The 22046-nt window shown below is 65.1% G+C and carries 15 protein-coding genes and 1 riboswitch; of the genes, 7 read left to right on the top strand and 8 right to left on the bottom strand.

Annotation, left to right across the window (positions count from 1 at the left end; all coding sequences use genetic code 11):
* Positions 1-169 precede the first annotated feature (169 nt).
* The 4 genes from recC to arfB are packed head-to-tail and all read left to right on the top strand — an operon-like array spanning position 170 to position 9711.
* On the top strand, positions 170-3565 hold the full coding sequence (recC, locus tag NCS28_RS04315; RefSeq protein WP_250512628.1) for an exodeoxyribonuclease V subunit gamma: 3396 nt from the start codon (positions 170-172) through the stop codon (positions 3563-3565).
* Positions 3562-7266: an exodeoxyribonuclease V subunit beta gene (recB, locus tag NCS28_RS04320; protein WP_250512629.1), complete on the top strand. Its 3705-nt coding sequence runs from the start codon at positions 3562-3564 to the stop codon at positions 7264-7266. Before recC ends, recB begins: the two co-directional genes overlap by 4 nt.
* Positions 7263-9272 (top strand): AAA family ATPase, encoded by a 2010-nt coding sequence (locus NCS28_RS04325; protein WP_250512630.1) that lies wholly within the window; start codon positions 7263-7265, stop codon positions 9270-9272. The genes recB and NCS28_RS04325 overlap by 4 nt, the downstream gene beginning before the upstream one ends.
* A 25-nt stretch (positions 9273-9297) precedes the next feature.
* Positions 9298-9711 carry an alternative ribosome rescue aminoacyl-tRNA hydrolase ArfB gene (gene arfB, locus NCS28_RS04330; RefSeq protein WP_250512631.1) on the top strand — a complete coding sequence of 138 codons (414 nt, stop codon included), beginning with the start codon at positions 9298-9300 and terminating at the stop codon, positions 9709-9711.
* Positions 9712-9784: 73 nt separating this feature from the next.
* Here the strand turns inward: arfB and NCS28_RS04335 are convergent, their stop codons facing one another.
* The 7 genes from NCS28_RS04335 to thiC all read right to left on the bottom strand — a co-directional run bounded on the left by NCS28_RS04335 (position 9785) and on the right by thiC (position 16632).
* The gene (locus NCS28_RS04335) at positions 9785-9979 is read right to left on the bottom strand and encodes a hypothetical protein (RefSeq protein WP_250512632.1); all 195 of its coding nucleotides are present in this window, start codon (positions 9977-9979) and stop codon (positions 9785-9787) included.
* Positions 9980-10261: 282 nt separating this feature from the next.
* Positions 10262-11194, bottom strand: coding sequence for a DMT family transporter (locus NCS28_RS04340; protein ID WP_250512633.1), 933 nt, complete (start codon positions 11192-11194; stop codon positions 10262-10264).
* 115 nt (positions 11195-11309) lie between these two features.
* On the bottom strand, positions 11310-12911 hold the full coding sequence (locus tag NCS28_RS04345) for an L-lactate permease (protein ID WP_250512634.1): 1602 nt from the start codon (positions 12909-12911) through the stop codon (positions 11310-11312).
* Positions 12912-13104: 193 nt separating this feature from the next.
* Positions 13105-13233: a hypothetical protein gene (locus tag NCS28_RS33170; RefSeq protein WP_284504741.1), complete on the bottom strand. Its 129-nt coding sequence runs from the start codon at positions 13231-13233 to the stop codon at positions 13105-13107.
* 284 nt (positions 13234-13517) lie between these two features.
* Positions 13518-14009: a hypothetical protein gene (locus NCS28_RS04350; protein WP_250512635.1), complete on the bottom strand. Its 492-nt coding sequence runs from the start codon at positions 14007-14009 to the stop codon at positions 13518-13520.
* 216 nt (positions 14010-14225) lie between these two features.
* Entirely contained in the window at positions 14226-14438 is a 213-nt protein-coding gene (locus tag NCS28_RS04355; protein ID WP_250512636.1) for a YMGG-like glycine zipper-containing protein, read from the bottom strand.
* Between the two features lie 262 nt (positions 14439-14700).
* Entirely contained in the window at positions 14701-16632 is a 1932-nt protein-coding gene (gene thiC / locus NCS28_RS04360; protein WP_250512637.1) for a phosphomethylpyrimidine synthase ThiC, read from the bottom strand.
* A 140-nt stretch (positions 16633-16772) separates the two neighbouring features.
* Positions 16773-16914, bottom strand: a riboswitch (TPP riboswitch).
* Positions 16915-17159: 245 nt separating this feature from the next.
* Between thiC and NCS28_RS04365 the strand changes: the two genes are divergently transcribed.
* Both NCS28_RS04365 and NCS28_RS04370 read left to right on the top strand, forming a co-directional pair.
* Positions 17160-18101 (top strand): EamA family transporter, encoded by a 942-nt coding sequence (locus NCS28_RS04365; protein ID WP_250512638.1) that lies wholly within the window; start codon positions 17160-17162, stop codon positions 18099-18101.
* Positions 18102-18319: 218 nt separating this feature from the next.
* Positions 18320-19666, top strand: a complete 1347-nt coding sequence (locus NCS28_RS04370; RefSeq protein ID WP_250512639.1) for a hypothetical protein — start codon at positions 18320-18322, stop codon at positions 19664-19666.
* Between the two features lie 545 nt (positions 19667-20211).
* Here the strand turns inward: NCS28_RS04370 and NCS28_RS04375 are convergent.
* Positions 20212-20403 (bottom strand): hypothetical protein, encoded by a 192-nt coding sequence (locus tag NCS28_RS04375; RefSeq protein ID WP_250512640.1) that lies wholly within the window; start codon positions 20401-20403, stop codon positions 20212-20214.
* A 777-nt stretch (positions 20404-21180) separates the two neighbouring features.
* On the opposite strand from NCS28_RS04375, the gene NCS28_RS04380 reads away from it, so the two are divergent.
* Positions 21181-21963, top strand: coding sequence for a DUF4397 domain-containing protein (locus tag NCS28_RS04380; RefSeq protein WP_250512641.1), 783 nt, complete (start codon positions 21181-21183; stop codon positions 21961-21963).
* The last annotated feature ends 83 nt before the right edge of the window (positions 21964-22046 follow it).

Below are 22046 nucleotides of genomic sequence, written 5' to 3' on the forward strand. Positions count from 1 at the left end.
GGTTTTCCGGGGACGAGGCGAAAACCGAGTCTAACTCAACTCACCCGGGCTTCGACCCTCGGCCATTCGGCCAGGTTCTCGCCGCCGCGCCCGCTTTGCTATGCTGGCGCCTGAACGTTGCAAAGCTTTTCGAATCCCGCCATTTCAGGCCGCACAGCACGGCGCTTTCATGCTCGAACTCTTTTATTCGAATCGTCACGAGACGCTCGCCGCGGCGCTCTTCGAGGACCTCGACGCGTTCGCGATGCGCGAGAGCGATCCTTTCGCGCGCGAAGCCGTCATCGTGCCGAGCGCGGCCGTGCGGCGGCGGCTCGAACTCGACATGGCCGAACGCTTCGGCATCTGCGCGAACGTCGATTTCTGCTATCTCGCGCAGTGGCTCTGGGCGCAGATCGGGTGCGTGCTGCCCGTGCCCGCGCATTCGCCGTTCGCGCCGGACCGGCTCGCGTGGCGCTGCTATCGGCTCTTCGAGGATCCGTCGATCGGCGATTCGGCGCGGCTGTCCACGTATCTCAACGCCGCCGACGACTCCATGCGCTACGAGCTCGCGCGCCGTATCGCGACGGTCTTCGATCACTATCTGACGTACCGGCCCGAGTGGCTCACGCACTGGCAGACAGGCGGTTCGATTCTCGCGGGCAGCGGCGCCGAAACCGATGTGCGCGGCCCGCGTCTCGCCGGCGCGAACGATATCCAGCGTGAAGACGAGCGCTGGCAGGCGGCGCTCTGGCGCGCGTTGCTCGCGGACCTCGCACACGATGCCAACGGCAACGAAAAAGATCCGACGCCGCCCGCGTACCGCTTTCTCGCTCATGTGCCCGATCTCGATCTCGATGCCGTGATGCACGCGCAATGGCCGCGCCGCATCAGCGTATTTGCATTGCCGACGATGCCGCCGCTGCATATCGCGCTGTTGCGCGAGCTGTCACGCTGGATCGACGTGCGGATCTATGCGCAGAATCCTTGCCGCGAGTTCTGGTACGACATCGTGAGCGAGGCGCGCGTCGAACAACTCGAACTGAAGGGCGAAGCCGATCATCAGGAAGTCGGTCATCCGCTGCTCGCGCAATGGGGCCGCCAGACGCAGGCGCAACTGCACATGCTGCACGAATTAACGGAAAGCGCTGCGTCGAGCGAGCGGCAACTTTTCGAGGACAATCCCGCGCCCACGTGGCTCGCGCGCGTGCAGAACGGCATCCTCGCGCTCGATGAAGAGCACGCGGAGCCGCAGCCCGAAACGATCGTCGAGAACGGCATCGAAGTGCACGTGTGTCACAGCCTTTCGCGCCAGCTCGAAGTGCTGCATGACCGCCTGCTCGACTGGTTCGACGAGATCGAAGGCCTGGAGCCGTCGGATGTGCTTGTCGCGTTTCCGGATCTCGCCGTGGCGGGGCCGCTCATCGACGGCATCTTCGGCACCGCGCCCGCTGGCGCGAGCAACGAGCGGCGGCGCATTCCGTATCGCATCACGGGCCTGCCGCCGTCGCAGGCGAATCCCGTCGCGCGCGCGCTCATCGACTGGCTCGCGCTCACCGAGCGCAGCGTCGGCGCGCCCGAGCTCGTCGAATGGCTGCGCGTGGATGCGATCGCGGCGCGCTACGGCATCGACGCCATCGCGCTCGAAACGGCGCAGGCGTGGCTCGCCGCGGCGGGCGCGCGTCGCGGATTGCGTCCCGAAGAAGTCACCGACGCCGACGTGCCCGCCGCGCGCCACACGTTCGCCGACGCGCTCACGCGTCTCTATCTCGGCTACGCGTTGCCGGGCGGCGGCGCGCCGGTTGCCGAGTGGCTGCCGATCGAAGGCGCGAACGGTTCCGATGCCGAGTTGCTCGGCCGTCTGACGCGCTTCGTCGACGATATCGATGCGTTCGCCGAACGCATCGCGATCTCGCGCACCGCGCGCGCGTGGGGCGATCTGCTGCTCGATGCGCTCGAACGCTTCTTCGATGCGGGCGTCGCGTTCACCGACGCCATCGGCGACGTGCGCCGCGCGATCGATTCGCTCGTCGTCGCGATGGACGAAGGCGCGGGCGCGACCGAGGTATCGGCGGCCGTGATCCGCACCGCGCTCACCGATACGCTCGACGATCCCGCGCGCGGCGGCGTGCCGTGGGGCGGCGTCACGTTCTCCTCGTTGACGAGTCTGCGTGGCCTGCCTTATCGCGTGGTGTGCCTGCTCGGCATGGATGACGGCATGCTGCCGAGCCTCACGCGCGCCGACGAGTTCGATCTGATGGCGCGTTTCGGCAAGCTCGGCGACCGCCAGCGCCGCGACGACGAGCGCAACCTGTTCCTCGATCTCATGCTCGCCGCGCGCGACCGGCTGATGATCGCGTACACGGGGCGCAGTATCCGCGACAACGCCGTGCTGCCGCCCGCCGCGCTCATCGACGAATTGCTCGACTATCTCGCGCAGTCCGTCGCGGGCAAACATGCCGCGCCCGATGAAATCGCAAAGGCGCGCGCGCGTTTCGTGTTCGAGCATCCGTTGCAACCCTATGCGCCGGACTATTTCGATGCGCACGGCCGTCTCTTCACGTACGAGCCCGAACGCGCCGAACTCGCCCGCGCATTGGAGTCGGGAAAGTCACAGGCCGTCGCGCGGTTTTTCTCCGCGCCGTTGCCGCAAGAAGACGACGTCCGGACCGTCGCTTTCGACGACTTCGTGCGCTTCTGGCGCCATCCCGCGCGCGCGCTGTTGCGCGACCGCCTCGGCATCGCGCTCGTCGATGCCGAAGCCGAACTCGACGAGTCCGAACCGTTCGAACTCGGCTTCGCGGGCCGCGATGCGCTCGCCGCGCGCGTGCTGCCCGCGCTGCTCGAAGCCGCCGCCGACGAGCGCGCCGCACGCGAACGCGCGAGACGCGTGGCGCGCGCGAGTCCGGAAATGCCGGGCGGCGCGACGGGCGGCGTGTGGCAGGCGCGCGAGCTTCACGCGCTCGGTCAACTGGCCGAACGCGTGCGCGCCTCGACATCGGCGGGTGTCGAGCGTATGCCGTTCTCGCTCGATCTCGCGCCGCGCTGGCCCGACACTGCGGGCATCGCGCTCTTCGGCGCGTACGACGATGCGCTCGTCGACGTTCGTCCGATGACGCTCGTCGGCACGCTCAACGCACTGACGCCGCAAGGCCAGGTGATTTATCGCTACGACACGCCGCGCGCGCGGGATTATCTGTCCGCGTGGCTCGCGCATCTCGCGTATTGCGCGGCGCTTCCCGATGGCCCGCGCCGCACGATCTGGCACGGGCGCGGATCGCAATCGGCGGATTTCGAGCTGATGCCCGTCGCCGATCCGCACGCGCATCTCGCCGCGCTGGCGGCGCTCCATCGCGCGGGACGACGCATGCCGCTCCGGTTCTTTCCGAAGAGCGCGTGGCTCAAGGTGAAGGAGGGCGATTCGAAAGCGCAGGCCGCGTGGGAGTCCGACCGCACACGCGCCGAATCCGACGACCCGGTTTTTCGCATCGCGTTTCGAGGCGCGGACCTCGCGCTCGACGATGCCTTCGCCGCGCTCGCGCGCATCGTGTTCGAGCCGCTCGTACAACATCTGCGGAGCGGCGCATGACGAACCTCATGACATCCGTCGACGACACCGGCGTGCAGGAACTCGATGTCTTCTCGTGCGCGCTCGATGGCGTCAATCAGATCGAAGCGTCCGCCGGCACGGGCAAGACCTGGAACATCTGCGCGCTGTACGTGCGCCTGCTGCTCGAAAAGCGCCTGTCCGTCGAGCAGATTCTCGTCGTGACCTTCACGAAGGCGGCGACCGCCGAGTTGCACGAGCGCATCCGCTCGCGGCTCGCAGGCGTTGCGCATGCGATCGAAAACGGCGATGCGGCCGGCGATCCCTTCATCGAGCAACTCTTCGAAACGACGCTCTCGGAGATCGACGCGCAGGAGGCCGCGAAGCGCTTGCGCATCGCCGTGTCCACGTTCGACCAGGCCGCGATCCACACGATTCACGCGTTCTGCCAGCGCGCGCTGCAGGAAGCGCCGTTCGCCGCCGCGATGCCGTTCGCGTTCGACATGGAAGCCGACGACAGCGCGCTGCGCTTCGAGCTCGCCGCGGATTTCTGGCGCGAGCGCGTGGAGCCGGTCGCGGCGCGCACGCCGTCGTTCGCATCGTGGCTCGTCGCGAAGGGCGCGGGGCCGGCATCGCTCGATGCGCAGCTCGCGCGGCGTCTGAAGAAGCCGCTCGCCGCGTTGCGCTTCGGTGGCACGGACGCCGCCGCAGCGGCGGACACGCAGGCGCTGTTCGATGAAGCCTGCGCGTTGTGGCACGCCGAGCGCGACGGAATCGCGAAGCTGCTCTTCGACGCCGAAGCCACGCTCAACAAGACGACGCACAAGCGCACGATCATCGATGCGGCCATCGAGGCGTGGGCCGACTACTTCGCCAACGCCGACTGTCATGCGCCGCCGCCCAAGGAAGCGCTCAAGCTCACCGCGACCGCGCTCGCGAAGGGCACGAAGGGCAAGCACGCGCCGCCCATGCACGCGTTCTTCGATCAGGCCGATGCGCTCGCCGCGACCGCCGCCGCAGCCGAGGCGTCGCAGCGCGCGATATGGTTCGGCATCGTGCGCGACTGGCTCGATCACGCGCCATCGGAACTCGCCGCACGCAAGCGCGCGCGCCGCGTCGTTTCGTTCGACGACCTGCTGTCGAACCTGCATCACGCGCTCGTCAGGCATGCGTGGCTCGCCGACGCATTGCGCGCGCGCTATCCGGCGGCGCTCATCGACGAATTCCAGGACACCGATCCGCTGCAATACGAGATCTTCAACCGCGTGTTCGCGCCGCACGGGCCGCTTTTTCTGGTCGGCGATCCGAAGCAGGCGATCTACAGCTTCCGCGCCGCCGACCTGCACACGTATCTCGCCGCGCGCGACGGCGCGAGCGCGCGTTATACGCTCGCGGTCAATCAGCGCTCGACGCCGCAGATCATCGAGGCGTGCAATCGTGTATTCGAAGCGAATCCGGCGGCGTTCATTCTCGATGGGCTCGACTATCAGCCGGTGCGTGCCGGCACGCGAAAGCGCGGGCCGTTCGTCGACGCAACGCCCGCCGCGGCCTATTCCGATATCGCCGATTTCTGCGTGTGGATGCTGCCGCACGGCGAATCCGCGCTTTTGAAAGCCACCGCGCAGCGCGAGGCCGCCGAAGCGTGCGCCGCCGAGATCGCGCGGCTCTTGCGCGGCGCGCAGCGCGGCGAGGTGACGATCGGCCGCGCGCCGCTTTCGGCGGGCGATATCGCCGTGCTCGTGCAGACGCATCGGCAGGGCAGTCTCGTGAAGCGCGTGCTCGCGGCGTGGGGTATCGGCAGTGTCGAGCTCGCGCAGGCGTCGGTGTTCGGCTCGCTCGATGCGGAGCAGATCGAGCGCGTGCTCGCCGCCATCGACACGCCGGGCGATTTGCGCCGTCTGCGCGCGGCGCTCGCAACCGACTGGTTCGGCCTCGACGCCGCCGCGCTCTGGAAACTGGAGCACGCGGACGCGGCCGATCCGCACGGCGAGCCGATCGATTCTACGAGCTGGGTCGAGCGCTTCTCGCGCTATCGCACGATCTGGCATGAGCGCGGCTTCGCGGTGATGTGGCGCACACTCGCGCGCGAGTTGTCGATCGCGACGCGTCTTGTCGCACGGCCCGATGGCGAGCGCAGACTCACGAACGTCAATCATCTGGCGGAGTTGCTGCAGGCGCGTTCGGCCGAACAGCCGGGCATCGCGCCGACGCTGCGCTGGCTTGCCGCGCAACGCGAGCAGCAGGGCGGCGGCGAGGAAGCGCAACTGCGTCTCGAATCCGATCGCAATCTCGTGCAGATCGTGACCGTTCACAAGTCGAAGGGGCTGGAGTACGCGGTCGTGTTCTGTCCGTTTCTGAACGACGGCGCGTCGCGGGAATCGTCGAAATCGGGCTTGCCCGACGCGCGCGAGTATCACGACGACGCGGGTGAAGCCGTGCTGCATTACGGCATCGAAGGCGAGCATGAGGAGCGCGTGAGCGCGGCGATCGCACGCGAGCAGGCGGCCGAGCGCGCGCGCCTCGTCTACGTCGCGTTGACGCGCGCGGTGTTTCGCTGCTATGTCGTCGCGGGTTTCTATGTGTCGAACCGGTCGACGAAGGAATCGCGCCGCAGCGTGCTCAACTGGCTCGTCGCGGGCAGCGGGAAGGAGTTCGATGCGTTCTGCGACGAACCGCCCGAGGAAGCGGACATCGTCGCGGCCTGGAATGCGGTCGCCGCGCGCTCGGACGGCGCGATCGGCGTTGCGCCGTTGCCTGTGATCGACATGCGCGAGCCGCTCGTCGCCAATGCGGCGAGTCGGCACGAGATCGCCGCGCGCGTGAATCAGCGCATCCTGCGCGATCGCTGGCGCATGGCGAGTTTCAGCTCGCTGATCGCCGCCGGCGCGCGCGACGAGGCGAATCAGGCACAGCCGGCCGAAGCGCGTCCCGATCACGACGAACTCGCCGCGCTCGACGACGCCGCGCGAGTAGTGGCGTCCGCACGCGACGATTCGCAGCTCGCCCCCGACGACATTCTCGCGTTCCCGCGTGGCGCGGCGGCGGGCGAGTGCCTGCATCGCATGTTCGAGCTTGCGGATTTCACCGATCCGTCCAGCTGGCCTGCCGCCGTCGAGCGCGCGCTGCACGAGCATCCGACGCCCGCGCCGGAAGCGCTCGCGCAGCGCCTGCGTCCGATGATGCTGCGTCTGCTCGCCGATACGGTCGCCGCCGAGATCGCGCCTGCCATGCAGCTACGAACCATCGCGATGACGCGCCGCATGAACGAGCTGGAGTTTCTCTTCCCGGCGCCCGCGCTCGATTTCACCGCGTTGCGGCGTTTGCTCGCCGCGCACGGTTTCCCCGACGTCGCGCTCGAAAACGGCGCGCTGCGCGGGTTCATCAAGGGATTCATCGACATGATCGTCGAGCATGAAGGCCGCTACTGGATCGTCGACTGGAAATCGAATCATCTGGGCGACGCCGCGTCCGACTACGCCGCCGCGCCGCTCGCCGTGGCGATGGCGGAACATGCGTATCACCTTCAAGCGCTCATTTACGTGGTGGCGCTGCATCGGTACTTGCGCGCGCGTCTGGCGGACTATGCGTACGACACGCATATCGGCGGATATCTGTATCTCTTCGTGCGCGGCGTGCGTCCCGACTGGCGCGACGGCGAAGCTGCCAGCGGCGTGCATCGCGGACGGCCGTCGCTGGAACTGGTCGACGCCCTCGATCGATTGATGTCGGGAGGCGCGGCATGAGCACGCTCGACGCAATGGAAGCGGCGCGTCCCGTTCCGGTGCTCGCCGACGAAAGCGCCGCGCTCGCCGAAGGCTTCGCGCGGCGCCTGAGCACGCTCGCGGCGCGGCTGGGCGCCGACGAGCGCGGCGTGCTGTGGGCCAAGCGCGCCGCACTCGCGATGAGCCGCGCGACCGCGCAAGGCCACGTGTGCCTGCCGCTCGCCGCGCTCGCCCGGCGACACGATGCACGCTTGTCCGAGGCGCGCGAGGCGCTGCTCGCGAGCGGCGTCGCGTGCCTTGCGCACAGTGACGCGCGCGCGGACGCCGCCGATCTGCTGCCGCTCGTCATCGACGAGGATGGGCGGCTCTATCTCGCGCGCTACTTCGATTACGAGCGGCGGCTCGCGCGGGCGCTCGTCGAACGCTCGCGCGATGCGCGTGTGCCGGTCTCGCAGAAGGACATCGCGCAGCAAGCCGGGCGCATCGCGCGTTATTTCGGTCCGCGCCAGGACGACGATATCGACTGGCAGCGCGTCGCCGCATTGGTTGCGCTGGCGGGGCGGCTGACGATCGTGAGCGGCGGGCCGGGTACCGGCAAGACGACGACGGTGGTCGGCGTGCTCGCGTGCCTGCTCGATGCCGACCCGGAAGTGCGCATCGCGCTCGCCGCGCCGACCGGCAAAGCCGCGCAGCGCATGCAGGAGGCGCTCATCGAACGAGCGGACAAGCTGCCGCCGGAACTCGCCGAGCGCCTGCCGCGCACGTCGTTCACCTTGCAGCGGCTGCTCGGCGTGCAGTCGGACGGGCGCTTCCGGCATCATCGCGACAATCCGTTGCCGTACGACGTGATCGTCGTCGACGAAGCCTCGATGATCGACGTCGCGCTCGCGGCGCATTTGCTCGAAGCGCTCGCGCCTTCGAGCCGTCTCGTGATGCTCGGCGACAAGGATCAGCTGTCGGCCGTGGAAGCCGGCGCGGTGTTCGCGGAACTGAGCGCGCAGCCGTCGTTCAGCCCAGCGGGCGTGGCGCGCATCGCGTCGGCGCTCTCGATCGATGCGAAGCGGCTCGAAGCGGCGTTGCCGTACGCCGAGACGACGACGAGCGAGCCGCAACTGGGACTCTTCGACGCCGCGCCCGTCGACGATTCCGAAGGCTACGGCGCGCTCTTCGATACGCTGCCCGAAGACCGGCGCGACGCCGCCAAGGAAGGCGAAACTCCGCTGACCGATTGCGTCGTCTGGCTGCAGAAGAACTATCGCTTCGGGCTGGATTCGGACATCGGCCGGTTATCGATCGCGATTCGCAACGGCGACGAGCAGGCTGCGCTCGATGCGCTCGATCCGTCCGGCGCGCGCGCGGCCGTGCTCTTCGACGACGGCGACGCGGCGCTGTCCGAACGCACGCTCGCGCGCCTCGCCAAAGGCTTCGCGCCGTATGCCGATGCATTGTCGGCCGTGCTCGATGGAACACGAGCCGATCACGCCCCGCTCTTCGACGCGCTCAATCTTTTCCGCGTGCTGTGCGCGACGCGCAAGGGACCGCGCGGCGTCGACGATGTGAACGCGCGTATCGCCGCGAAAGTGCGCGAGCAGGCGGGCATCGCGCTTGCGCTCGGTGCGCAGTGGTTCGCCGGGAGGCCGGTGATCGTCACGCGCAACGACTATGCGCTTGGACTTTTCAACGGCGATATCGGCATTGCGCTGCCGGGCGCGGACGGATCGCTGCGCGTCGCGTTCCGCATGGCCGATGGCGCGCTGCGCTACGTATCGCCGGCCGCGCTGCCGCCGCACGACACCGCGTTCGCGCTCACGGTGCACAAATCGCAAGGCTCGGAATTCGAACACGCGGCGCTCGTATTGCCTGGCGCGTTCGTGCGCGTGCTGTCGCGCGAACTGGTGTACACGGCGATCACGCGTGCGAAGCGCAGGGTGGAAGTCATCGGCTCGGCGGCGATCTTCGCGCAGGCCGTGAGGGAGCCGACGCGGCGCGATTCCGGACTTGCGGCGAGAATGCGGCGTCTCACGTGAACGCAGGACAACAAGGAGCCGACCGATGACGATGACCGACAGCCTCGCCGTGCCGCCGAACGAAATCGAGCTGACGGCCGTGCGCGCGCAGGGCGCGGGCGGTCAGAACGTCAACAAGGTGTCGAGCGCGATCCATCTGCGTTTCGACATCCGTGCGTCGTCGCTGCCGGAGCACATCAAGGCGCGTCTGCTCGCGCTTACCGACAGCCGCATCACGCGCGACGGCGTGATCGTCATCAAGGCGCAGGAGCATCGCACGCAGGACATGAATCGCGCGGCGGCGCTCGCGCGGCTCGACGAACTGATTCGCAGCGTCGCCGTCACACGGCGCAAACGCATCGCGACGAAGCCGACGCGCGCATCGCAAATGCGTCGTGTCGAAGGCAAGGTGAAGCGCGGCGCGATCAAGGCGGGCAGGGGTCCGGTGCGTGGGGATTGAGTCAGCCCCTTGTTGCTTCGGCGGCACATCGATGCGCGGGCCGACGAAGCACGGCTTCAGCACATCGCGGAGATCACGCGTCCGAGGTCGGCGAAGCGTAGTAGTTGCGGATCGTCAGAATTTGGACCGCTCGGAACTGCGGCCAGATGATATGCGTGATCAGCGCGTGATTTGGCGTCACCAGGTCGTGCGTGTCTTTCCAGTAATCGAACATCGGCTCGAGATGATGGAAGATGCGGCGACGATCGTGTAGACGAGCGTCTTTCATCCTGCATTGCGGGCGACGCGTACTAATGCTATTTCGCGCTGAACCAGCGCGCTATAACTACTAGCTTGTCAGGCCGTGCGTGGTCCAGCCCGGTTAAACCTACGAGGGCGACACTTGGGCAGCCCACGATCGGCTGGCAAGCGTGGCCAAATTGCGTGTGACCACGGGCCTAAACGGGCTGCTTTCCTTGGTTAATTTCTTTGCGTTAGCCAAAGAAAGTGACTGCCGCTCTAGGAAGGGGCAGTGCTAATAAACCGAAACCGATACAGGTTTCCCGCAAGCTCACGGCGCGACGCTGCGTCGCCCGGCAAAAGGCATGCGCTTCACGAAGCCCGTCGCAAGCGCGGTCCCCGCAAGCACGATCGCGCAACCCACGATCATCACCAGCGATACATGCTCGCCAAGAAAAAGCGCTCCCCACAAAATGCCGAAGAGCGGAATGACGAAGGTGACTGTCATCGCGCGAGCAGGCCCCGCAACCGCGACCAGACGAAAATAGATGAAATACGCGATGCCCGTGCACCCGATGCCGAGCGCGAGCACCGCACCCCACGCGTGCGCGGAAACCGGCGCGCCGGGCCACGTGAGAAACGCGATGGGCGCGAGCGTGAGGGTCGCGCCGATCATGCTGCCGGCAGCGTTGGTCAACGCATCGACGTCCATCAGATATTTCTTCGCGAAGTTGCCTGCGACGCCATAAAGCGCCGATGCCGCGAGCGCCGCGGCCGCCGCGAGCATGCCTTGCACCGGCAGGGCCGTGTCGTGCCCTCCGCGATCCGGCGCGATCTGATTCCACACCAGCACGAGCACGCCCGCGAAGCCGATCGCCATGCCGATCGAGCGTGCCGTCGTCAGACGGTCCCGGAGCCACAGGAAGGCGACGAGCGCGCCGAAGAGCGGCGTCGTCGCGTTGATGACGGACGTCGCGCCGGCCGAAAGCGTCAGCTCGGCATACGCGAAGAGACAGAACGGCGCGGCGGAGTTGAGAATGCCGACGGCGAGCAGCTGAAGCCAGCGCGTGCGCAGCGTCTTGACGGTGGCGGCGAACGGGCGCCGCGCAAGCAGCATCGCGACCAGAAACACCGCGCCGATGCCCACGCGCAAGGCCATCAGCGGTGCCACGCCGAACTCGGCCACGCCGACGCGGATAAAGAGAAACGATGCGCCCCACAGGGCGGCGAGCACGATCAGTTGCAGCAGATTGGCGGGTGACATGGCGAGGCGGACTTCGGGATGCTGATTGAAAGTCCGCGCATGTTAGCACCGCGCCCGTATCGATAGAACGCTCGTCGAACGAGAGCGCAAGAAGCGGGAGAACCGCGCCGGATTTTCAGTGCGGCGGAATCATCCACGTCAGAACGTTCTGCTGCAGCCACACGAGCACGCCGAGCACGATCGTCAGCAGGATCGAATGCTTGAAGGTGCGCGCGAAGACTAGACCTTCCTTGCCTTTGAGTTCGGTCGTCGCGACGCCGGTCGAGATGTTCTGCGGCGAGATCATCTTGCCCATCACGCCGCCCGACGAGTTCGTCGCCGCCATCAGAACCGGATTCAGGTTCAGCTGATTCGCCGCGACCACCTGCAGATTGCCGAAGAGCGCGTTGCCCGACGTGTCGCTGCCGGAGAGGAACACGGCCACCCAGCCGAGGAACGCGGACACGAGCGGGAAGAACGGCCCGACCGACGCCACGCCCAGACCCAGCGTGTAGTTCATGCCCGAGTAGTTCATGAGATACGCGAGGCCGACGATCGTCGCGACCGTCAGAATGGCGATGCGCGTCTGCACCCACGTATCCACGATCGCCGCGCCGTACTCGTGCACGGGCAGTTTCACCAAGAGCGCCGTGATGATCGACGCCACCAGAATCGCGGTGCCCGTCGCGAGCGGCTGGAAGTCCCAGATCGCGCCGTACGGCTGGTTATAGAGCGTGATGTAGACGGCCTTGTCGAGACCGGGCCACGCGATCTTGACATCGCCGATCAGGAAAATCTTGAGCACCGTCCACACGATCACGACCACCGACACGACGATCCACGGCACCCAGCCGTGTCCGCCCGAGAGCGTTGCGCGGGTTTCGCCGAGGCGATCGACGTTCACGGCGAAGCGCTCGTCGGCGACGGGCTTCCAGACGCGCAGGAACGCGATCGTGAGAATCAGCGAGACGAGCGACGAGAGCACGTCGGTGAGCGCGTAGCTGATGTAGTTCGACGTCACGAACTGCGTGAGCGCGAACGCGCCGCCCGAGACGAGCAGCACCGGCCAGATGCGCAGCATGTTGCGAAAGCCCGCATAGATGCCGATCACATAGAACGGCAGGAAAAACGCGAAGAACGGCAACTGGCGGCCGACCATTTTCGCGAGGGCGTCGGTCGGCAGGTGCGTGACCGCGCCGAGCACGGTGATCGGCACGCCGAGCGCGCCGAACGCGACCGGCGCCGTGTTGAAGATGAGCGTGAAGGTGAGCGCTTCGAGCGTCGGGAAGCCAAGCAGGATCAGCAGCGAACTCGTGATCGCGATCGGCGTGCCGAAACCCGAGATCCCTTCGAGCAGCGCGCCGAACGAGAAGCCGATCACGACGAGCACGATGCGCCGGTCGTTCGGCAGGTTATCGACCATCCACAGGCGAAACGCCTCGAAACGTCCCGAGCGCTGCGCGACGTTGTACAGCAGAATCGCGGCGAAGACGATCCACATGACCGGCCACAGCGCGAAGACCGCGCCCGCCGCGACCGAATCGAGCGCGAGCCCGACCGGGAAATGCCAGCCCGCCACGGCGATGATGAGCGCGAGAATCAACCCGGCAAGCGATGCCTGCCACGCGGGGCGGCGCGCCCAGCCCAGCAGCACGAGCACGAGGATGATCGGCAGCGCGGCGACGATGAACGATGCGAACAGGGAATGAGCGATCGGGGTGAGTAGCTGGTGGAACATCGGGTCTCCTTCTCTTTGTCGTGAGCCGAAGCGGCGCAAAGCAAAGCTGCGATGCGCGCGGAGTTCGATGTTCGGCAGCGGTCAGCCGCGAGCTTAAGCAAACGCATAACGCGCTCACTAAGAATAGGGCGCGAACGGCGTGCGTCAAGGCGTGAATGCATGTTCGAGGACGCGTCGTCGTGCAGCGGGGGCGTCAGCCCTCGGCCACCGCTTCCGGCGCGCGACCGTCCTGACCGGCAGATGGCGTCCGGCGGAACACCCACACGGTCAACAGGCCGAGCGAGGCGAGCATCCACAGCAGGAAAAACATAAAGGCCATCATGTCCGATCCCCCGATACGGAAAAGTGCGCCGATGCCGCGAGCGGAGTTTTGATACTTTGGTCGCGGCTGCGACGTGAACGTATAGGGGAGCTATATAGCCAGAACCGTGCCAAACGTCTGGCGAAATGTGCCGAAGCCTTGTCGGATAAGGAAAGTGTCGCGGCGCACAGATGCGCAATTTCCGCGCGAACGCGCGTGTTCACCGGAAAATGTTGCAGCGATGTTACGCAGCAGCGCGCAAAACGGTTTTTTGTCTCAGCGCGCGTGTCACACGACAGGGGTGATCAGTGGCCGTGGCCGCCTCCGCCGCCGCCATGCCATCCGCTGCCTCCGCCATGCCAGCCGCCGCCACCGCCATGCCAGCCGCCTCCGCCGCCGTGCCAACCGCCGCCGTGCCAGCCATGACCGCCCCAGCAGCAACCACGGCCGCCCCAATAACCGAAGCCGAACGAGACCGCCGGATAGCCGTAGCCGTAATAGGCCGGATAGCCCGCGTACGGATAGTACGGATAGGGGTAAGGATAGGTCTGGTAGTAGTCGGAATAAGGCGATCCCACCGCGTATTCATATTGCGGCGGAAGCGTGGCAGGCGAGGTAGCGACAGCCGCCCCCGACGCAGGCACCACGAATTCGCGCTGCGTGTAAATGGCGCTAGTGACGGGATAGGACGGATAAGCCGGGTAGCCGTAAGGGTAGTAGCAGCCGCTGAGTAGAAGCCCGACGGCGAGCGCGGCGGCGGCCGTTTTGGGTCCGGAAATGCTGCGGGCGGAAATCATGATGCTGCTCCTTGCGCTACGGCTTGCCGGACTCTCGAGTCTTGATCGATGAAGATCGAACGGTCCGTCAGAAGCAGCTTAAACGAATGGTGAGACGCAGGCGTAAGGTGTCATGTGACAAAGCATTACCAAAGCGCCTTTCTGTAACAGATATGAAACAGCGGCCTGGTCTATGGCGGCGATGCGGATCGCTTCGCCGCCCGGACGATGGCCTCGTTACTTCCCGACCTGATTGCCGATGACGCCGCCGACCGCAGCGCCGCCCAGCGTCGAAAGTGCGCTGCCGCCGATCACGGCGCCGCCCGCCGCGCCGACGCCCGCGCCGATAGCGGTATCCCGTTGCCGCGTGCTCATGTCGCCGCAAGCGGTCAAGCCTCCCAGAAACGCAACCACCGTTACAGCGGCGCCGATCTGTTTGATGTTTTTCATGTCGACTCTCCATTTCGATGATGAGATGAATCGGCTCCGGTTCGCCCGCGACTCGACGAGGCGCGTTGCTACCGTTTCGGCGTCGGCCGGATGAAGGCCGCCATGTTTTTCGCCGGTTCGTGCGTTTTTTGCAGCAGAAAAGATGCCCGAATCGTCAGATCAAGCGCCCATCGAAGCGCGACAAGCCATTGCGCCCGATCCGCACGCAAAAACGGCCTGCCGCACGCACGGTGCGACAGGCCGTTGCAGCCGAAAACAAGCATCAAGTCGGCTGATAGATTTCCGAGCCCTTCTTGACGAACTCGATCGCCTTCGTCTCCATGCCCTTGGCGAGCGCCTCGCTTTCGCTCACGCCTTGCTTCGCCGCGAAATCGCGCACGTCCTGCGTGATCTTCATCGAGCAGAAATGCGGGCCGCACATCGAGCAGAAGTGCGCGACCTTGGCCGAATCCTTCGGCAGGGTTTCGTCGTGGAACTCGCGCGCCTTGTCGGGATCGAGGCCGAGGTTGAACTGATCCTCCCAGCGGAACTCGAAACGCGCCTTCGACAACGCGTTGTCGCGAACCTGCGCGCCCGGATGACCCTTCGCCAGATCCGCCGCGTGCGCCGCCAGCTTATAGGTGATGATGCCTTCCTTGACGTCGTCCTTGTTCGGCAGGCCGAGATGCTCCTTCGGCGTGACGTAGCAGAGCATGGCCGTGCCGAACCAGCCGATCATCGCCGCGCCGATGCCCGACGTGATGTGGTCGTATCCCGGCGCGATGTCCGTCGTCAGCGGCCCGAGCGTGTAGAAGGGCGCTTCGTCGCACCATTCGAGCTGCAGGTCCATGTTCTCCTTGATGAGCTGCATCGGCACGTGGCCGGGGCCTTCGATCATCACCTGCACGTCGTGCTTCCACGCGATCTGCGTCAGTTCGCCGAGCGTCTTCAACTCGCCGAGCTGCGCTTCGTCGTTGGCGTCGTAGATGGAGCCGGGGCGCAGGCCGTCGCCGAGCGAGAACGAGACATCGTATTGCTTCATGATTTCGCAGATGTCTTCGAAGTGCTCGTAGATGAAGCTTTCCTTGTGATGCGCGAGGCACCACTTCGCCATGATCGAGCCGCCGCGCGACACGATGCCGGTCATGCGGTTCGCGGTCAGCGGCACGTATTGCAGCCGCACGCCCGCGTGAATCGTGAAGTAATCGACGCCTTGTTCCGCCTGTTCGATCAGCGTGTCGCGGAAAATTTCCCACGTCAGGTCTTCGGCCTTGCCGTTGACCTTTTCGAGCGCCTGATAGATCGGCACCGTGCCGATCGGCACCGGCGAATTGCGGATGATCCACTCGCGCGTTTCGTGGATGTGCTTGCCCGTGGAGAGATCCATGACCGTGTCGCCGCCCCAGCGGATCGCCCACGTCATCTTGTCGACTTCCTCTCCGATGGAGGAGGTCACCGCCGAATTGCCGATGTTCGCGTTGATCTTCACGAGGAAATTGCGCCCGATGATCATTGGCTCGCTTTCCGGGTGATTGATGTTCGCGGGGATGATCGCGCGGCCGCGCGCCACTTCCTCGCGCACGAATTCGGGCGTGATTTCCTTCGGCGCGTCCTTGCCGAACGCGGCCGCGCCGAAGGCCTGGCCGGGATGCTGACGGCCCATCATGGCGGCGAGCTTTTCGCCGTTCGGGCCGCTCTTCTTCAGGCTTTCGAGGTATTCGGCGCGCCGCTGGTTCTCGCGGATCGCGATGTACTCCATCTCCGGCGTGATGATGCCCAGCCGTGCGTAGTGCATCTGCGAGACGTTCTTGCCGGGAATCGCGCGGCGCGGATGGCGATGCAGCCCGGGGAAGCGCAACTCGGCGGTCTTCGGATCGGCGGCGCGCTCGCGGCCGAATTCGCTTGAAAGACCGCTCAGTTCTTCCGTGTCGCCGCGCTTTTCGATCCACGCGCCGCGCAGCGCGGGCAGGCCCGAGCGGATGTCGATTTTCGCGTCGGGATCGGTGTACGGGCCGGACGTGTCGTACACGTAGACGGGCGGATTCTTCTCGCCGCCGAAGCCGTCGGGCGTGTCCGATTGCGTGATCTCGCGCATCGGCACGCGGATGTCGGGCGTCGAACCCTCGACGTAGACCTTGCGCGAGTTCGGCAGCGGCGCGATGGCGGCGGCATCGACGACGGCGTTCTCGGACAGGAATTTCGGGTTGGCATTCATGTGGCTGTCTCTCCTGTGTGGACGGTTTTATCCGGCTCGACGCGGACGAACGCCGCCGAGCTCGGCTGATTCAGGAGCTAAACAGGGAGGAACGAGACGGAAAGGTACGGGTCCGGAAGAAGTGGTGTGGATGCTGCGAACCATGGAACCCGAACGCTTCCCTGCGCTGGCATTATCCAGATCAGGTTCAAAGGGTATTTCTCACCCACGCCGCACGAAGCGAGTTCGTCGATAAAACCGATCGAGATCGCGATGTGCAACGCAGGACCCCCGCGTTAGCAGCCGACACGTTACACCGCGGCGTGGCGTCTTGGCAACCACTCGTAAAGTTCTGTGGCCGCGTTCCGCGCTTACTGCATAATGTCGGGCGCCGCGGATTCTCGGGGTTTTCCCGGGGATCGCGCGGTCTCTCCTCGCGCCATCCGCACTTCTTTCGTTCCGTCATGCCGTCCAGTCTGGTTGTTGCCGCAGCGTATTTCCCGGTCTCTCTCGCAGTTATCCGGCGCGCAGCCGTCGCGGAGTAATGCATGTCCGCTCTGCCGCCGCCGCGCCTGCCGTTCAGTTTCCCCGACCGTTTTCCGTTTCGCGCGCCGCGCTCCTTCAAAGGGCAGGTCGCGTTCGCGCTGGCCGTCGTTTATCTCGTGTGGGGCTCGACGTATCTTGGGATCCATCTTTCGCTCGAGTCGTTCCCACCGCTCATGCTCGGCGGCCTGCGCAACCTGTGCGCCGGCGTCGGGCTTTTCGTGATCGCCGTGCATCGGAAGGCGGTGTGGCCCAGTGCCCGGGAAGTGCGCAATGCGGCGATCGTCGGCACGTTGCTGGAGGGCTTGTCGAGCGGGATGATGGCCTACGGCATGCGCACGGTCGGCACCGGCACGGCCGCGGTGATGGTGGCCACCGTGCCGCTCTTCGCGACGATCTTCACCGCGCTCAGCGGACGCGGCGTCGCGAGAGGCGAATGGTTCGCGGTGGCGCTAGGTCTCATCGGCATCGTGCTGCTGAATCACGGCGATCCCTCTGCGAGTTCGACGGTCGGCACGCTGGCGATTTTGTGCGCGGCGATTTTCTGGGCGGGCGGCGCGCATTTGGCGACGCGGCTGCCGCAGCCTTCGGATCTGCTGATGTCGACGGCTTTGCAGATCGGCCTGGGCGGGTTGATTGCGACGGTGATCGCGCTGGCGTCGGGCGAGCGGCTGACGCACATGAGCGTCGGCGCGGGATTTTCGTTCGTATATCTCGTGGTGATCGGATCGATGGCTGCATATGTCGCGTATAACTTTCTGATTCGCAATACGAGCACGATTGTCGCGACGAGTTGTCTTTATGTGAATCCGGTGGTCGCGGTCATGTTGGGCGCGCTGTTGCTCGGCGAAGTCGTCACGCAATGGACCGTGATTGCGACGGTCGTTATTTTGCTTTCCGTGGGGCTTTCTTTTTGGTTCGATTATCGGCGGCGGGGGCTGGCTTGACAGACTTCTTGCCGAAGAGCGCGTAATCGTCGCGAGTCCGTAATCGCTGGGCTGGGTGTCCGTGTCGCGGCGCGGATATTCGGGCGCCCCCGAACTTTATCTTCGGAGCATCAGGGTGAAACAATCTGTCTTCGTACTTGCCCGCGGGTCGAGCGCCGGACAGAATCAGCGGCCAGAGCGCGTCGCGGAGCCGACACGCGGCAACACGGAGCATCGCCATGACCACCCACGTCATCAGTTTTTTCACCGACGATAACGCTCGCGCGTCGTTTGAGAACCATCGCCGCTATTGCGCGCGGCAGGGGTACGCACACGAATACGTCGATGCGAGCGCGATCGGCTGGTTGCAAATGCGCATGATCCTGAAATACCAGGTGTTGTTGCGGACCCTGCGTGCCTGCGCCGAGGGCGATCTTGTTCTGCTGCTGACGCAAGACTCCCTGCTTTTGACCGATATCCGATGCGAAACGCTGATGGAGGATCGCAGATCGGACTGGGTCGTCGCTCTGGACAGAGAGGGGGATTCAGATTATGTGATGGCGTCGTTCCAGGTCTGGCGTAATAGCTCGGCGGCGCGCGATCGCGTGAAACGTCTCTGCGACGGCCCGAAGCTGGGTCGCGCACCGGCGAGCGAGTCCGACTTGCTGCGAATATTGGAGCCCGAGCCGTTCTGTTTGTCATACGGCGGGCGCCTTGCTGTCGCGCCGGCAGGCCTGCACGCGTCGCTGTCGTGGACCGAATGGCCGATCTTCGCGCTCGCGCTCGTCGACCTGCCCGAAGCGCCGAAGAACCATCCAGTTTTTGCGAAGTTGCGCGATCTGTTTGCCGAGCATATCAACGATTGTCAGGCGAAGCGGATGCCTTATCTCACGCTACCGTCGCCGGATGCCGGACAATCCGCTGCGGGCTACGAAGTAATGAATCCACAGGCGCCCATTGCGCTCGCCATGCTTTATACGCCGAACGTGCGCGAGTACGGCGAGATCGCGGAGCGCAACTTGCGGCGCTATTGTGCGCGGCACGGCTACGCGCTGCATCTCTATCGCGACGTGCCTGCGGAGGCGGGCTCGAGCGTTACCGGCAACTGGTTCAAGCCGTGGGTGCTGCGCCGTCATCTGCCCCAGCACCAATGGCTGTTCTGGATCGACGCGGACGTGCTGATCATCGATCAAAAGAAGCAGCTGGAGCCGTTGTTGCAGAATCGCGATCGCGTGATCACGACGGACATCAGCTGGCATTTGAACTCGGGAGTCATGGGCTTTCGCAATACGCAAGAGAATCTCCGGGTGCTGACGGAAATCGAGCAGGCGGTCAGCAAATTCGCGGACAAGTCGTCCGTCTACTCGAACGGCGGCGATCAAGATGTTTTCATTCACGTAATGCGGCGCAATGGCATGGCCACCGAAGACGAGTTACTCGATTGCACGACGCTCAACACGCCTTATCAGCTTCAGACGCCCACGAGCTTCATGGTGCACTACATGGGTATGTGGCCCGTCCTTCGCGCACTGGTGATGCATCATGGCGAGCAGATGAGTCTAGAGCTTGACGCAAGCTGTTGTTGACCTTGTGACGGCAGGCGCGCATCGCGCGCGCTTTTATTCGTTTGATCGATGACTTGCGGGTGAACAGCTTTCGACGGCGACGCCTCGAAGGCGCGCTCAATCGTTCATGCGTCGGAGCACTGTTCGCGCGCAGAACGCGCTTTGTCCTCGTTGGCTGTACGGTTCAGGAGGGCCAAAGCTATATGCTTCGGAGGACGAAAGAGCCTCCATTTTGCGCGTGGCGACGTGGCATGCGGGCGATCATGGCGCCTTCGTAGGCTCTTATGCAGGGGCTGGTGCCTCCGCTGTTGCAGTGGGCTCTCGCAGCAGTGCAGGCGACGGCGGTGCGGCGGTCGGGTTGAATTCGCAATCGGGGACGGGGTTTCGATCGGTTCTGGCGCCTTTGGAGAATCTGGCCTTGCGATCGGAACGCGCCATTCAGGAACTACAACCGCCAGGCGTCCTGTTCCAGTTCTCCGAGGACGCGTGTCAAGACTTCATCCCAGTCGCCGCGTTCTTTCTGGTTGAAAATCCGCATGCCCGGATACCACGGCGTGTCTCCGCGATCACGCATCCAGCGCCAGCAGCCATACGCGCTTGCCCATTGCGCCAGCGAGATGGGCTACGGATGTGCCGACACAGACCACGAAATCCAGCGATGCGACGAGCGCGGCCGTATCGGCGAAATCCTCTATCTCATTGATCCAGTCGACGATATGAACGCGTTGCCGGCGTAGCAGTTTCTTCGCGTCGCTCACTGGTTTCTGCAAGCTGATCCAAACTGCATGCGGCCACGAGATGAGCGCGTCGAATTTCGACCGGCATGTTTCGTCCCGCGTCCACTTCCGTTATTAGCGTGCTGCAGGCCCAAGCAAGGCCGATACGCGGCAGCGACGAGTTGTGCAGGCCGGCGAGACGTTTCGACCATCGTTGCGCTGCGCACGGTTCCGCGTGCAGATACGGGATCGCGGTCGGGCTTGTGTCGACATCCGGTCCGAATGCCATAGGCAGTGACAGGAGCGAGCTGTACTTGTCCCTGTCGCAAGTCGACGCGCGTCGCGTCGTTATTTGCGAACTGGAGCGCGGCACGGAAGAAAGAGCGAACGTGGGTTAGCGCCGTTGTCTTTCCCAAACTCCCATCACGGGGCGCCGCCGATCTGACTTGACGGCACTCATCCCCGAAAATTTCGATGAGTAAACCCCGCTTCGCCGCTTGTAAGATTCGGCCAACGATGGCGCGTCTGCGCATCTCGTCCACCTTCCGCATCTCCTCTCCCGAAGCAATCCTCTAACGAAAGCAAAGCCTTCTCGCGCAAGGCTTTGCGGCCTCTCCGAGCGATTACGCACCGATCAAGGGCACGTCGATTGCTCAATGCGTTCACCCGTCATGGCGGTGTCATCGAAGCTGACAACGCCACCGACGGCCGAGGAAGGTCAACCCGGGAGAGTCGCGACGTCGAACGCGAATGCGCATTACGCGCCACGCAATCACGCCGCGGACTCAAAGAACGATCAAAACAAAGGAAGGTGGAACCATGAAGCTCATCCGCACCGCTGCCGCGCTCGCCGCCGTCGCCGCTTTGCTCTCCGCTTGCGGAGGAAGCTCCGACGATGTCGGCAAGGAAATCGGCGTCACCCAGCCGCAAGTCCATTTCATTCACGCGATTCCGAGCGGCCCGAACGTCGACTTCTACGACAACGCCAAGATTCTGCAGCCGAATCTAGCCTACAAGGCGGTGACCAACTTCGCGAACATCGACACGGGACAGCACAGCTTCTCCTACGCGGCCGTGAACACGACGACGCAGCTCGCCACCGACACGAGCATCTCGAACGCCGCGAAAGGGCATGAGTACACGGTGATCGCGCTGCCGGACGCGGGCTTCCTGCCGTCGATCGCGGTGATCGACGATCCGTTCGACAAGGGCTTGCTCTCGGGCAGCGCGCGCGTGCGCGCGTTCAACGCGTCGACGAACGCGCCGAACCTCGACGTCTATCTCGTCGCGCCGGGGACGAATATCGCGAGCGTCAGCCCGACGATGGCCGGCGTCGCCTACAAGAACGCCGTGCCCGCGACGACGCAGGATTCCATCTATGTCTCAGGCGGCACGTATCAACTGATCGCGACGCTGCCGGGCTCGAAGACGCCGGTCTATACGTCGGCCTCGTTCGATCTCGTCAACAACGCGGACTGGCTCGTAACGACGCTGCCTTCGGGAAATGCGGCCTCGCAACTCGTGCCGGAGAAGATCCGCGTGCTGGTCGCACAGGGCGGCAACACGCAGCAACCGGCGCTGGAATTGCCCGACACGCAATGACGGTTCGCGCCTGACGCACCGAAGCCCGGCCGCGCGCATCGGCCGGGTTTTTTTTGCCCGTCCCGCGTGCGGCGGCGACGCAA

The sequence above is a fragment of the Caballeronia sp. INDeC2 genome (assembly GCF_023631325.1).
GTDB lineage: Bacteria > Pseudomonadota > Gammaproteobacteria > Burkholderiales > Burkholderiaceae > Caballeronia.

What these genes read in the sequence shown, in the direction of transcription:
- recC (WP_250512628.1), top strand. Translation starts at nt 170, where the DNA reads ATGCTCGAACTCTTTTATTCGAATCGTCACGAGACGCTCGCCGCGGCG.
- recB (WP_250512629.1), top strand. Translation starts at nt 3,562, where the DNA reads ATGACGAACCTCATGACATCCGTCGACGACACCGGCGTGCAGGAACTC.
- NCS28_RS04325 (WP_250512630.1), top strand. Translation starts at nt 7,263, where the DNA reads ATGAGCACGCTCGACGCAATGGAAGCGGCGCGTCCCGTTCCGGTGCTC.
- arfB (WP_250512631.1), top strand. Translation starts at nt 9,298, where the DNA reads ATGACGATGACCGACAGCCTCGCCGTGCCGCCGAACGAAATCGAGCTG.
- NCS28_RS04335 (WP_250512632.1), bottom strand. Translation starts at nt 9,979, where the DNA reads ATGAAAGACGCTCGTCTACACGATCGTCGCCGCATCTTCCATCATCTC.
- NCS28_RS04340 (WP_250512633.1), bottom strand. Translation starts at nt 11,194, where the DNA reads ATGTCACCCGCCAATCTGCTGCAACTGATCGTGCTCGCCGCCCTGTGG.
- NCS28_RS04345 (WP_250512634.1), bottom strand. Translation starts at nt 12,911, where the DNA reads ATGTTCCACCAGCTACTCACCCCGATCGCTCATTCCCTGTTCGCATCG.
- NCS28_RS33170 (WP_284504741.1), bottom strand. Translation starts at nt 13,233, where the DNA reads ATGATGGCCTTTATGTTTTTCCTGCTGTGGATGCTCGCCTCGCTCGGC.
- NCS28_RS04350 (WP_250512635.1), bottom strand. Translation starts at nt 14,009, where the DNA reads ATGATTTCCGCCCGCAGCATTTCCGGACCCAAAACGGCCGCCGCCGCG.
- NCS28_RS04355 (WP_250512636.1), bottom strand. Translation starts at nt 14,438, where the DNA reads ATGAAAAACATCAAACAGATCGGCGCCGCTGTAACGGTGGTTGCGTTT.
- thiC (WP_250512637.1), bottom strand. Translation starts at nt 16,632, where the DNA reads ATGAATGCCAACCCGAAATTCCTGTCCGAGAACGCCGTCGTCGATGCC.
- NCS28_RS04365 (WP_250512638.1), top strand. Translation starts at nt 17,160, where the DNA reads ATGTCCGCTCTGCCGCCGCCGCGCCTGCCGTTCAGTTTCCCCGACCGT.
- NCS28_RS04370 (WP_250512639.1), top strand. Translation starts at nt 18,320, where the DNA reads ATGACCACCCACGTCATCAGTTTTTTCACCGACGATAACGCTCGCGCG.
- NCS28_RS04380 (WP_250512641.1), top strand. Translation starts at nt 21,181, where the DNA reads ATGAAGCTCATCCGCACCGCTGCCGCGCTCGCCGCCGTCGCCGCTTTG.